The following is a 12,517-nucleotide window of genomic DNA, read 5'->3' on the forward strand; positions in this document are numbered from 1 at the left end:
CGTCTAAGTAACTAACTGCCTGCTGGTGTTGATACAATTTCGCGCCAGCAGGTTTTGTTTTGTGAGAGTGCGCCAAAATTTTCTTGTTTGCGCCAAAATCGGGGTTGCGCGTAAAAGTTGGCTTTGGTGCGTAAAAGTTGGGTTGAGTAGGGCGCTTATGGGCATAAAAGAAAGGCCAGTAGCGAGGGTGCTACTGGCCTTAAATGATTCTGCTCTTCAGTTGGGTTACTGGGCTCCAATCTCGGTGCCGTCTTTAAACATCACGGCTGCGTGCCCGTCAGGGGTGATGTTGATTCGTTGGCACAGGGCGTGAAAAGTGGCGGGGCCGAATTCTCCTGCTGTATCTAGGTCGGTGAGGGTGCGGCGATATTTGGCAAGTTCGGCTTTGAGTCCTTTGCGCCGCTCAATCTCAGCTTGGGTAGCGTTGTAGGCGTCGATTGCTTGTTGTTGTCTTGCTTCGAGCTGGGCGAAAGCGTGCTGGTATTCGCTCTGGTCTTGCGCCTGGGTGGCGTTGGCGCTGATGGCTTGCCGGATGAGTTTGGTGCAGGCCTCGATCTCAGCTGCTTGTGTGATAGCGGTTGCCTCTAGCTCGGTGGTGTCGGTGAGCGTGGTTTCGAGCAAGTCCCAGTCGATGAGGTTGCGGCGTTTAAGCAAGGTGGCAAGCGCGGTTAGAAAGATATGTTCGAGTTGCTTATCACGCAGGATGGGCATTTGGGCGGGATGTGGGCTGCGGCATTTGTGGTTGCATTGCCAGATCACGGTTTTGTAGGCATCGGTGGAATGCCAGGTTTTGCTCCCGTAAGTGCGTCCGCAGTGGGTGCAGAAGATCTTGCCGGTAAAGACGCGTTCTCTTCTGCCGATGCCGCGCGCATTGAATTCGGCTTGGGCAAGCTCCCACGTTTCGGGATCAATGATGGCTGGGTGTGAGCCGGTCACATAGTATTGGGGTACCTCGCCTTCGTTGATCTTTTTGGTTTTGGTGAGGAAGTCGACGGTGAACGTCTTTTGCAGGAGCGCGTCACCTTTGTATTTTTCGTTGGTGAGGATGGGTTGGATGGTGGTGTGGCTCCAGCGGGTTTTGCCACGCGGGGTGAGCACGCCGTCAGTATCGAGCGCGGCGGCGATTTGTGGGATGCTCATGCCTTCAAGGTAGTGGCGGTAGATCCGGCGCACGGTTTCGGCCTGTTCGGGGTTAATAACCGGGCTACCGTCTGAGCCGCGCTTGTAGCCGAGGAAGTTTTTGAAGGGCATATTTACTTTCCCGTCGGAGAAGCGTTTGCGCTGTCCCCAGGTGACGTTCTCGCTAATAGAGCGTGATTCTTTTTGGGCAAGGCTGGACATGATGGTGATCAAGAGTTCGCCTTTAGAATCGAGTGTCCAGATGTTTTCTTTTTCGAAGAACACCTCCACACCCTTATCTTTCAAGGCGCGGACGGTGGTGAGGGAGTCGACGGTGTTGCGAGCAAACCGGCTGACGCTTTTTGTGACGATCAGGTCGATTCTGCCGCTCAGGGCGTCGGTGACCATCTGGTTGAAGCCGTCGCGGTGTTTGATGCTCGTGCCGCTGATGCCTTCGTCAGTGTAGATACCTGCATACTGCCAGCCGTCGTGGGAGCGAATATAGTGCTCGTAGTAATCCACCTGGGCGGCATAAGAGTTGGCTTGGTCAGCATCATCTGTGGAGACGCGGGCATAGCCTGCGACCCGGCGGATGTTGGGCAGGGCGTGGTTGCCAGAGTGTAGGGGTTTGGTTGCTGGGATCGCGGTGATTTTTGGCATCAGTGGTTCACCTCCAATCCAGTGCGGTAATCAATTGTCGTGCTTCTCCCGTCGGTGTGGTGGATGGTGAGGAGCCAATCGGGCGTAGCTTCAATGCGCTCAACCTGTTCAATGACGGTTTTGTCATCCGAATCGGCTAGATCCAAGGCGGTGCAGATGATGGCGCGTATCTTTTCCTCGCGGAGTTGGTGGGCTTTGCATGGATTGCCGTGGCCTTTGGTGGCGGTTTCGCACCACCAGTACTTGTATTCTCCATGGGCTTGTTTCCTGGTGCGGCGCTGATAGTGCTTGCCACGTTGGGTGCAGGTGATGCGGTGGGTGAGTGCTCCGGTGCCTCCCGTGGGGGTCAGGCCACGCCCGCCGGATGCTCTACGTTTTGCCAGTTCTGTCTGTACCGCGTCAAAGGTTTTGCGGTCGATGATTGGTGGGTGGGAGTCTTCTATCAGGTATTTGGTGAGTTGGCCTGTGTTGGGGCTGCTGGTGCTTTTGCCGACGTGTGCTCGATAGTGTTTTTGGCAGATTGCATCGCCTGTGTAGGTTTCGTTTTCTAGCCATTGACGGGTCACGGATGCTCTAAACTTGCCGCCGCCACGCGAGCGTAGCCCCTCAGCATTGAGCGTGTCGACGGTTTTCTCAGGGCTAATGCCTTTGAGGAATTCATCGAATACGCGGCGCACAATCACGGCTTCTTCTTCAACGATGTCGAGCTGGCCGTGGTGGTAGCGGTATCCGTAGGGGTGGCGCGAATGCAACAGCTCATCCTTGTACTTTTTTCTGATTCCCCACTTCGCGTTAGCCGAGATAGATTCGGATTCAGTTTGCGCGAACGAGGCTAGTAAAGTGAGGAGGATTTCGCCTTCAGCGTTGGCGGTGTCAAGGTGCTCGCGTTCGAAACGCACCGATACACCAGCAGCAGATAGTTCACGCACGGTTTCGAGGAGGTCGACGGTGTTACGGGCGAAGCGGGAGATGGATTTGGTGAGGATAATGTCGATACTCCCTGCGAGTGCTTGCTCGATCATCTGGTTGAACTCGCCACGCCCCGTGGTAGATGTACCTGTCGTTGCGTAGTCGCTGTAGACGCCAGCGTATTCCCAGCCCGGCGTTGAGCTGATGAGCTGGTTGTAGTAGGAGACTTGCGCGGAGAAGGAATGAGTGAGACGTTCCGATTCGCGTGAGACCCGCACGTAGGCCGCCACCCGCAGGCGTTTGGTGAGTGCGGGGCGTGGGGGTAGTTTGTGGATCTCCATTCTTGCTTCCTTTTGGATCAATATCGGTGTATTTCCTTGCTTCTATACATCACTCTGTTCGCGCCATTTATCCAGTTGCTGTGGCAATAACAGCGCCATAATCGCAGGCTGATACGAACCGATGAGAGCCTCTCGTACCCGCTGATAATCAGCCTGAAAGATAGCACCAGCTACGCGGAGTTTTTCGGCATGTGCGAGCGTGACCCTGCAGACTGCCTCATGGTTCATCTGAATCGCTTTCATGCCGTGCCCCTGTGGGTAACGTAGCAGGCATGAGTGCAGTACTTTCGGGTCTTGTTGCCGTAGGCAGTGAATGTGGTTGCGCAGCCAGCGCAGGTAAAGGTGTAGATAGCAGTGCGCCTTTTCGCGCCTCAGGGTGTGCTTTCCACCAGGCACGCCGATGCTCCTCACTAAAAAACACGGTTTCTCATCAGCCGAGAGCAGAGTTTTGTGATGGCTTGTTCCCGCCTGATGACCCACGGGTCGAGCGTGTACTTCACAAACTCCAAGCTCTGCTGCTCAATATTGCTAAAAGAGCTTTTCTCTAAATCGCCGACCATGTGCGGAGGGATACGGAAAATCCGGGCAATCTCGTTGATCTGAAACTTCCGTGTCTCGAGAAACTGTGCCTGCTCAGGCGAAATCCCTATCGGGGTGTATGTCATGCCCTCCTCAAGCACCGCAATCTTATTGCTGTTCCTAGCTCCACCGAAGGTCTGCTGCCAGGACTCACGGGCTGGATCTTTGATCATGCCAGGATGCTCGAGCACACCACCAGGAGCCGCACCATTAGCAAAAAATGAAGCCCCGTATTCTTCGGTGGCGATAGCAAGCCCGATAGCGTTTTTCGCCATCGCAATCGGCGAATAACCCACCAAACCATCAAAACCAAGATCTGGAATATGGAGCACATCCGCCGCAGTCAAGGTGACTTTACGGGGCTGATCCACATTGGGTTCGTCGCCAGTGCGAGTATAGACGTACTCAAGCTCACCGTTATCGTTCCTGCCTACTTGCATCCGGTTCGGCATCAACGGATACAACCCGAGTACCTCGCCCTTACCATTCCTAATGACTTGGGCGTAGGCGTTACCCCAGAGCAGCAAGTGTGTCATAAGGGTCTCACGGAAGACGAAGCTGGTCATTTCAGGGTTCGGCTCATCATGCAACAACACATACAACGGATGCTCCAAGGCTTTGCTCCGTCTGCCGTCGTCCTCGTAGCGATACACGTGCAACGGCAAACCAGCAATCGCCTCACTCAAGATCCGCACGCACGCATAGACCGCAGTCATCTGCATCGCCGAGCGTTCCGTCACCGGCTTACCCGCAGAGGTGGGGCCGAACATAAACGAATATGACGACCCAATCGTGTGATTCTCGAATAATTTCGATTTAGGGCGTAGCAAATTCAAGAGTCTCACGTATATCTCCCTAAGCTGTGTATAAAGAACTGATGCCCCTAACACAGCCAATAAGGCAGTAAGGAGCACCAGCTCAAAAATTGTTCAGTTATCGACAGTAAGACGATTTACCTAGACATACGGAAACTCCCTGAACTCCATTACTCGGCATCGGTTCTTAGTCGTAGATAAGCTGCTTCGAAATGACATTATTCGTCAATTCCTTTTTTCTGGCGAAAATACCCAATGCCTAAAACTGTCACTCCAAGCAACAGTGATGGAAAAGCAATACTCAGCACTGTACGTAAAGGGAAAATAACCAGAGCTAACAAAGAAAACAGGCAAACAACCAATGCAAAAGTCAGTAGGCCGACCAACAGTTCATGCATAGTACGCGGCATTAGGCTCTCCACCAATTCCATGCCTCTTTTGCGGCACAACCGACAGCGTAAACGCCTAACCATGCAGCAAATCCTGCTGGAGTTGACTTAATGATTTGCTTAAGAACAATATCGCCACCCTTTTTAGTGATCTCTTTCTTAGCATAACGCTTAAGTAAATCAGCGACTTTGTTCCAAGACTTTTCGTAAATGTATTTACCAAATAGATTGTAATCAATTTGGAAGGGTGAAAAACCAAGAACTCCCGTCACCACACATGATCCGAACGAACCCCAGCTGCGATCTGAATGTGCATCTACATACGGATTGTCGGAAGCTCCATTTAGTGAGTTAACGATAAGAGTAAGCTGCTCAGAACTTCCACCAAAACCATATTCAGCAGCCAGTCTTTCGTCTATAACGAACTTCGCTCCATCATGCTTGATGACATCACGAAATAGCACCACAAAACTATCTGCTGTGGCATCAGCGAATTCCTCAATTTCAGATTCTGTAAGCGAGCTGTCCCACTCTGCATTATGAAGCTGTGATGCAACGGTAGTAGAATGCTGCGCTTCTGTAGCATTTGCAACTCCGACTACTGTAAACGATAGTGTAAGGGTGCAAATACTTGCTGTTGCTAACTGTGCAACTTTACGTAGTTTCACCTTCGTACTCCTTTTGTCATGTCACATCATTATGACCCGTTCACAACACAGTAATTTAATATGTGCTGCAATCCCCTCTTTGGATACTGCTAGTTAAGCATTTCTTGCTAGTGCTACAACACCGATAAATGTCAGGGTGTGCTAAATAAACAACAGCCCGCGCTCGTCATACACCGATTCGCTAGCCTCGTCGCCGTTTCGAATCGCTCGGTCTAACGCCATGATGAGTGCGACGATGCCGTCGATTTTCTCGGTGGACTTGGCTTTATCGGGCTTGATGTTGCCTGCCGGGTTTTGCCGCACCGTAATGTTGTCTGCCATCCACGCCAATACTGGGTGACCGCCGTGCGTGATCCTGCCTTCTAATAGTATTAGAACTAGCTAGTGGGTGACCCCAAGTTATTCGCTGGGGTCACCCACTAGCTATAAATAATAGTTAAGTGCGCGGGGGAGCTGCTTGACTACGCAGGGTCTCTAGGCCGCAAAAGCACCATTGCAGCAATGCATGTTAGAGAAACCAACGCCCACCCCCGTCCATAAAGAAAAGTAAGCGGGACAGACACAGTAGCAACGGTTCCAAGAACGGTGATCGCTATAACTTTCCAAACCCTATAGAAAGATCGCTTCAGATTAGTAGTAATCAGCTTCATTTCCAATCCTCTACAGCTGAAAACATCCAACTACTGCCGCCATGCCACCAGCGCCGAGGGTGGCATAACCGCCAATACACGCTGCGCAGACGACTTTAGACGCTGTGGGTTCTGGAAATGCACAAGCGCCTGCGCACGCAGCAGCAATGGCCCATGCCGCTATCCCACCAACGCCCGTTGCCGCAGCCAAACATGCCGCGATTTTCCCTATAGACCGCTCCTGACTCAGGCTTGCTGCAGCCTCATCTGCCTTAGCCTTTAGATTCTGCATTTCCAGTTTCATTGCATCGTTATCAATGAATTTAACTCCAAGATCTTTGGATCGGATAAACTTCCCATCCACCCACTGCTCCATCCACAGGTTGCCGTTTTCCCCTTCAAAGTAGAGCGTCTCGGCGTAGTTGGAAATAGCACCGTTTTCTTCATAGACAACAGTAAAATTACTAATTGGGCTATAACCTTCAACAGGGATAGCAACAGTCGTGAACACTCTACCTTGTTTTTGCATTTTCAAAGCCACTGCAGCGTCGAAGTTTAGCTGCTCCACTGTCGAGGAGATTTCAATCTTTTTCAAGGAAGCATCCTGCTTAACGCGATTAAGCGCGACCTCCCGCTGAGTTCCAATAAGTTCGCTTGATCTGTCTGGTGCGTTTTCAGTGATTGAGCATTGGGGACTTTGGGGGTCACGTTGCTCCGTAGTTCCTATGTGCATCGCAGAAACTGCATACCCATCTCGAGACATATGCGAAGAATAGTTAGTATCGAAAGTCCGGTTTAACACGCGACCTATAGATTCAGCCACCTCCGCATGAGCGGGTTTCGCAGGTATGGTTTCCGCACCGGAAGCAAAACCAGTGGCACCCAGAACAAGAGCCCCAGTAGTGATCAACGTTACGCTTGCATAAAAGAATTGTTTCGTGGATCTCATCTTTGTTTCCTTTTGTCATACCACCGTTGGTGATGGGCTGTGCAGCTTGGGAATATGGGCTGCGATCTCCTCTTAGGATACTAATAGGTAACCATTTCTTGCTAGTGCTACAACACCGATAAATGTCAGGGTGCGACCCTGACACATATCGGTGTCGAAAAGCCATAGCAGGCTAGTAAGTTCGAAGAGTACAAGAAAAAGCGGACGATGTAGAAAGGGTGCGGTGACAGAAATGGTAGGATTGACGCGGAGAGCTAGTTCTCGTTTGATGGCTCTAGTAGTTGCTGGGCTGTTGGGTTTGGGGTGGCTATCCCACCGAGCACGGTTGTGCTTGCTAGCGAACTAGAAACCACCACAACAAGCGTTGCAACAGTCAAAGCATACTATGGTAACCTGTTGTGTACGTTACTTCCTAAACTGCCTGGTTGCAAGAAAAACTAGTGATGTTCAAAGTCATTAAGCGCCATCTATACCCGCGCGCAAGCAGCTATAAGCTAGCCTATTTACTAACTGCTGCACTTATTATGATTTTTGAACTCATTATTCATCTCTCACCTCCCTTTTTCGACACTTCAACTATCTGGGTTTTAGCTTTCCTCTGTATAGCACTAGCTGCAGCCCCTTGGCTAGGAACTATTGGCGATTTATTTTTTTCCCTTGCTTATATCGCGATAGGGTTGGCTGAATTTGATTCATCGCTGTCATTTCCGACATTCGGCATTACCTTGATCGTGGCCGTATGGATCATAAATCACCATACGATCAGAGCCTCCATACTACTTGGCGGTGTGGCACTGCTGTCCTTGTGGCAAAATGATGACCTCCCATTCCAGCTAGTTAGTGAAATCCTCGTGGCAGTGTTGGTTTTTACTATTGCTTTACTGCTCCGATCCTCATTCGACAAGGCCAGCGAATCTGAGCGCGAGATTTCCAATGCACGTCGAGCATCACGCGAAGCAGTAGCCTCAATCCGAACCGAATTGGCTGCCCAGTTACATGACACGATTGCGAAGGATCTTGCTCAAGTGGCCATATTGGTGCAGAACATGGCTGCAGCGCATCCTGAGCTTGCTGACGAGATTGATCCGATCACAAATATTACCCAGGGTGCTTCTCGCCGGTTACGTCCAATGATTATGGATCTGAACCAAACCGTGGCTGCGCCGAGTTTTCGGGTAGCGGTGACAGAATCCGCAGTGATGTTACGCTCCCGCAGCATGGTGTTGAAGGTGGAGATGGCGGCTGATATTGACCATTTGCTTTCTCGTCAGGCTTTGCTCACAGCGTCACTGTTTGTGCGTGAGACCGCCACGAATGTGTTGAAATATGGGCAATCCTCGACCAGTGTCGAGCTTTATGTGGATCTTGAGGGGAGCGAGCTGGCGTTAATGATGAGGAACCAGATTAGCACCGAGCCGATCGATCGCACGCTCACTGGTGGGTTTGGGTTAGCCAATTTGCAATCCCGGATTGAGAGCGAGGGCGGGCGTATGAGTTTCACTTCTACCGGTGCCCGCTGGATTATTAGCGCTGCTATTCCTAACCTCAATCCTAGCATTACAGGAGGTAGCGATGAGTGAGGATATTCGCGTCCTACTGGCCGATGATGATCAGATCATTCGTGATGGCCTAGCTAATTTGTTGAACCTACAAGATGGAATTACGGTGGTAACAGCCGTGGAAAACGGGCGCGCGGCACTACACGTCTTAGCTGAACATCGAGTAGACGTGGCACTGCTGGATGTGGATATGCCTGTTCTTGACGGTATTAGGACCGCGAAAGAAATCGGGCGAATGTACCCCAATATTGCTGTGGTGATGCTGACCGCATTCGAGCACGAAGACTCACTCGCACAATCCTTAGCAAGTAATGTGCGCGGGTTTCTCACCAAAGACATTCTAGCCCCTGAGCTTGCCCAGTTAATTAAACAAGCCCACAGTGGTCAGCGTGTGTTCGGACCGCGCCCCACCCAGATACTCGCAGAATCTTATATGGTATACAGTAAAAACGATCCTACCTATGACGATTTCCGCCAAAAAGTAGAGCAGCTCCCAAACTATCTACGCTCCGTATTCGATTTGCTCATCCAAGCCCTACCCAACAAGATCATCGCCCGAGAGCTTGGGATTACTGAAGCTACCGCACGTTCGTACATTTCTGAACTCTTCACAGCTACCGGCTTTACCAATCGAGGTGAACTCACCGTCACTGCCGTCAAAGCTGGATACTAATCTGTCAAGCATACGAGCTGGAGGGTACAAGCCAACTTGAACCCGCCAGCCGAAGAAGAAACAAAACAGTATTAATTACGATCGTTATTCCGTTTCCTTACGAAGGATCAATGTTTTCGGAATAGCCAGTACCGCTGCTGCGAGCATGATGAACTCGGCATAAGCTTATAGAGAAGAGTCCCTCAGAATTGTGCGATCCTGAGGGACTCTAGGGTATAGGAGATGCCTACATTACATTTCTAGATTGCGTTCCAATTTGATCCGTTTCTGTTTAACCGAGATAGGCAAACGTACACAGTAAGACGTAGATCTTACCAGTGTAATGATTTTGGAATATAAACTTAGTTAAACTCGTTATTGATACTTACACCCCTCTTTGTTTTTCGCGATAGTTTCGCCCGTAAATATATGCCACCATGATGATGAGTATTGTAAACCGAGTCCAAGAGGAATTTTGAATGGTAATCAAACCGATTGTGGAAGCCATATACAGTAGTGACCAGAAAACCTCAGAGAGACTTTCTTGAAAACGTCTGTAGATACTCCACACCGCAGTGGCAGTGAGAATTGCAATCATTGCTAGATTGTGAAATTCATTCCATTTGGAGGTGGTCAAGTCGCTTGCAAGAAAGATCAGGGATGATGCCCACAACATCTCAGGGACTATTGCACTAGCACTAGTCTTGTTCATTTCAATATACCCCCATCGAATTACTCGCCTTCGATTTCCACAGTGATTGGTGGGATTGCCCAATCAGAGTAGAAGGTAATACCTTTACCTTGATGAAGAGCCCCAACTACTTTCGCGGCAATATTTGCGAAAAATTGTCCACCTAAAACAGCAGTTGCGATGCCTGCTACCGTTCCGAGTGGGCCGGCAAGTGATGTCAATAATGGCCAAACAGCAGCAACAGCTGCAGGTCCTGCTTCAGCTGCAGTTGCCAAGAATGCAAATGTTCCGGCTTGTAAATCAGCATTGGAGATGTGAAAGAGGCGGGCTGCACGATCACTACTGGATGTTGAGGTTCTTTCAATGATGTTTATTGCTGGTGCTTGACCAGAAGCAAAACTATGAAGAAGTTTCACTTGGTCAGCGGTAAAATGGTATTCGTCATGCAGCTCTACATCTGTTGCGGTGATAGAGAACTTTCCTGGTGCGGTAATGCTGCTTTTCAGCACAGGATTTGCTTGTGCTATTTTTGCTGCAAATTCTATTGCTTGGGCTTCTGTGAGTGTGATTGATTCAGTTGGAGTTACGTCCTTGTCAAGCTCAGATAACGAAGTAATGTGAATCGCATTTAAACTATTCGACAGATTGGCAGCGTTCGCAATACCTGTTACCGAAACAGATAACGCGATCGTGCATATACTAGCAACCGTAAATTGTGCAATTCTGTGTAGTTTCATAATAATGTTTCCTTTCGTCATACCACCGTTGGTGGCGGGTTACGCAGCTTGGGGATATGGGATGCAATCTCCTCTTAGAGATACTGCTAGTTAAGCATTTCTTGCTAGTGCTACAACACCGATAAATGTCAGGGTGCGACCCTGATATTCGTCAGGGTGTGCTAAATAAACAACAGTCCGCGCTCGTCATAGACTGACTCGGCGTCATCGTCGCCGCCGTTTCTGAGTGCCCGGTCGAGCGCCATGATGAGGGCGACGATGCCGTCGATTTTCTCGGTGGATTTGGCTTTGTCGGGTTTGATGTTGCCTGCGGGGTCTTGCCGGACGGTGATGTTGTCTGCCATCCACGCGAGCACCGGGTGCCCGCCATGCGCCAATCGGCCTTCGAGGGCTAGTTTCATCAGTTCCTTCGAGGGTGGGCTCATGTCTTTAAATCCCTGCCCGAAAGGAACAACAGTGAAGCCGAGTCCTTCGAGGTTCTGCGACATTTGGACGGCGCCCCACCTGTCGTAGGCGATTTCCCTGATGTTGTATCTGAGGTCGAGTTGTTCGATTTCGTGCTCGATATGGTCGTAGTGCACGACGTTGCCCTCAGTCGTTTCGAGAAAGCCTTGCCGGTGCCACAGGTCATAAGGGACGTGATCCCTTGCTACGCGCAGATCCAATGTGTCTTCTGGAAGCCACAGCTTCGGCAGAATCCAATACGGCTCGTCCGGCTCGATGGGCGGGAACACCAAAACGAATGCCGTAATGTCGCTTGTGGATGACAGGTCGAGTCCGCCGTAACAAACCCGCCCTTCGAGAGCTTTATCGTCTACGGGTGCGTTGTTTTGGTTCCAGACGTTCATGGGCATCCAGCGCACTTCTTGCTTCACCCACTGATTGAGCCTGAGCTGCCTGAAAGAGTTTTCTTCGGCGGGGTTTTGCTTCGCGGACTCGCACGCATCACGCACCTTGTCGAGGGTGACGGTGATGCCAAGGGAGGGGTTGGCTTTGCGCCACACCTGCTCGTCTGTCCAGTCCTCGTTCATGTCGGCACCGTAGATGACGGGATAGAACCTGGGGTCGTGCTTTTTGCCTGCCAGGATGTCGAGGGCTTTCTGATGCTGCTCGTAGCAAATACTGTGGGTGTCCGAACCGGCCGTAGTGATGAGGAAATAGAGCGGCTGGGTTCTCGCGTCACCGGAGCCTTTCGTCATCACATCAAACAGCTTGCGGTTCGGCTGGGTGTGTAGTTCATCGAAGACCACGCCTGAGATGTTGAACCCGTGCTTGGAGTAGGCTTCAGCGGAAAGCACCTGGTAGAAGCTGTTGGTTGGGGTGTAGATGATGCGTTTTTGGGAGCGTAGGATTTTCACACGTTTCGCTAATGGTGGGCACATGCGCACCATGTCTGCTGCCACTTCGAACACGATTGAGGCTTGCTGCCGATCCGCCGCGCACCCGTACACCTCGGCACGTTCCTCACCGTCAGCGCAGGTGAGTAGCAGTGCGATAGCGGCGGCGAGTTCGCTCTTGCCTTGCTTCTTCGGTATTTCCACATACGCTTGGGTGAATTGGCGGTATCCGTCGGGTTTGAGGGTGCCGAACAGGTCGCGGATTATTTGTTCCTGCCAGCCCAGCAGCTCGAAACGTTTGCCAGCCCAGCGGCCTTTCGTATGTGTGAGCGCCTCGATGAACGCTACCGCATAATCCGCTGCCCGCTTATCGTAATGGGAGGAGGGCGCGGCGAAGCGAGTGGGCACGTATTGCTCAAGTTTGCGCATCGCCATACTGTTGGTCTCCTTCCGGGGCGTGAATAAAAGCCCAACCGTCAGTGG

General features: G+C 51.0%; 11 protein-coding genes and 1 pseudogene. 2 read left to right on the forward strand and 10 right to left on the reverse strand.

Annotation, left to right across the window (positions count from 1 at the left end):
- Window positions 1–225: 225 nt before the first annotated feature.
- The 8 genes and pseudogenes from J2S36_RS00335 to J2S36_RS00370 form a co-directional block, all read right to left on the reverse strand.
- Window positions 226–1,779 (reverse strand): recombinase family protein, encoded by a 1,554-nt coding sequence (locus tag J2S36_RS00335; RefSeq protein WP_309954434.1) that lies wholly within the window; start codon window positions 1,777–1,779, stop codon window positions 226–228.
- The gene (locus J2S36_RS00340) at window positions 1,779–3,029 is read right to left on the reverse strand and encodes a recombinase family protein (protein WP_309954436.1); all 1,251 of its coding nucleotides are present in this window, start codon (window positions 3,027–3,029) and stop codon (window positions 1,779–1,781) included. The genes J2S36_RS00335 and J2S36_RS00340 overlap by 1 nt, the downstream gene beginning before the upstream one ends.
- Window positions 3,030–3,071: 42 nt before the next feature.
- A complete protein-coding gene (locus tag J2S36_RS00345) occupies window positions 3,072–3,272 on the reverse strand; it encodes a hypothetical protein (protein WP_309954437.1) in 201 nt (66 codons plus the stop codon).
- Window positions 3,273–3,439: 167 nt separating this feature from the next.
- Window positions 3,440–4,453 carry a phage portal protein gene (locus J2S36_RS00350; protein WP_309954439.1) on the reverse strand — a complete coding sequence of 338 codons (1,014 nt, stop codon included), beginning with the start codon at window positions 4,451–4,453 and terminating at the stop codon, window positions 3,440–3,442.
- 188 nt (window positions 4,454–4,641) lie between these two features.
- Window positions 4,642–4,833, reverse strand: a complete 192-nt coding sequence (locus J2S36_RS00355; RefSeq protein WP_309954441.1) for a hypothetical protein — start codon at window positions 4,831–4,833, stop codon at window positions 4,642–4,644.
- Window positions 4,833–5,480 carry a hypothetical protein gene (locus J2S36_RS00360; RefSeq protein WP_309954442.1) on the reverse strand — a complete coding sequence of 216 codons (648 nt, stop codon included), beginning with the start codon at window positions 5,478–5,480 and terminating at the stop codon, window positions 4,833–4,835. The genes J2S36_RS00355 and J2S36_RS00360 overlap by 1 nt, the downstream gene beginning before the upstream one ends.
- A gap of 141 nt (window positions 5,481–5,621) precedes the next feature.
- Window positions 5,622–5,861: pseudogene (locus J2S36_RS00365) on the reverse strand (terminase TerL endonuclease subunit); the annotation flags it as partial.
- A 279-nt stretch (window positions 5,862–6,140) separates the two neighbouring features.
- A complete protein-coding gene (locus tag J2S36_RS00370) occupies window positions 6,141–7,058 on the reverse strand; it encodes a hypothetical protein (RefSeq protein ID WP_309954444.1) in 918 nt (305 codons plus the stop codon).
- Window positions 7,059–7,483: 425 nt separating this feature from the next.
- Between J2S36_RS00370 and J2S36_RS00375 the strand changes: the two genes are divergently transcribed.
- Together J2S36_RS00375 and J2S36_RS00380 are read left to right on the forward strand one after the other, a co-directional pair.
- Window positions 7,484–8,638, forward strand: a complete 1,155-nt coding sequence (locus J2S36_RS00375; RefSeq protein WP_309954445.1) for a sensor histidine kinase — start codon at window positions 7,484–7,486, stop codon at window positions 8,636–8,638.
- Window positions 8,631–9,290, forward strand: coding sequence for a response regulator (locus J2S36_RS00380; RefSeq protein ID WP_309954447.1), 660 nt, complete (start codon window positions 8,631–8,633; stop codon window positions 9,288–9,290). The genes J2S36_RS00375 and J2S36_RS00380 overlap by 8 nt, the downstream gene beginning before the upstream one ends.
- A gap of 711 nt (window positions 9,291–10,001) precedes the next feature.
- Here J2S36_RS00380 and J2S36_RS00385 read toward each other — a convergent pair.
- Window positions 10,002–10,718, reverse strand: coding sequence for a hypothetical protein (locus J2S36_RS00385; RefSeq protein WP_309954449.1), 717 nt, complete (start codon window positions 10,716–10,718; stop codon window positions 10,002–10,004).
- Between the two features lie 140 nt (window positions 10,719–10,858).
- Window positions 10,859–12,463, reverse strand: a complete 1,605-nt coding sequence (locus tag J2S36_RS00390; protein WP_309957419.1) for a terminase large subunit — start codon at window positions 12,461–12,463, stop codon at window positions 10,859–10,861.
- Window positions 12,464–12,517: the final 54 nt, after the last annotated feature.

Origin of the sequence: Arcanobacterium hippocoleae (assembly GCF_031456295.1) — a bacterium.
In the GTDB taxonomy this organism is placed as follows: domain Bacteria; phylum Actinomycetota; class Actinomycetes; order Actinomycetales; family Actinomycetaceae; genus Arcanobacterium_A; species Arcanobacterium_A hippocoleae.

Coding starts and splice junctions, on each gene's coding strand:
- J2S36_RS00345 (WP_309954437.1), bottom strand. CDS start 3,272: ATGAAAGCGATTCAGATGAACCATGAGGCAGTCTGCAGGGTCACGCTC.
- J2S36_RS00335 (WP_309954434.1), bottom strand. CDS start 1,779: ATGCCAAAAATCACCGCGATCCCAGCAACCAAACCCCTACACTCTGGC.
- J2S36_RS00390 (WP_309957419.1), bottom strand. CDS start 12,463: ATGCGCAAACTTGAGCAATACGTGCCCACTCGCTTCGCCGCGCCCTCC.
- J2S36_RS00340 (WP_309954436.1), bottom strand. CDS start 3,029: ATGGAGATCCACAAACTACCCCCACGCCCCGCACTCACCAAACGCCTG.
- J2S36_RS00380 (WP_309954447.1), top strand. CDS start 8,631: ATGAGTGAGGATATTCGCGTCCTACTGGCCGATGATGATCAGATCATT.
- J2S36_RS00355 (WP_309954441.1), bottom strand. CDS start 4,833: ATGCCGCGTACTATGCATGAACTGTTGGTCGGCCTACTGACTTTTGCA.
- J2S36_RS00370 (WP_309954444.1), bottom strand. CDS start 7,058: ATGAGATCCACGAAACAATTCTTTTATGCAAGCGTAACGTTGATCACT.
- J2S36_RS00385 (WP_309954449.1), bottom strand. CDS start 10,718: ATGACGAAAGGAAACATTATTATGAAACTACACAGAATTGCACAATTT.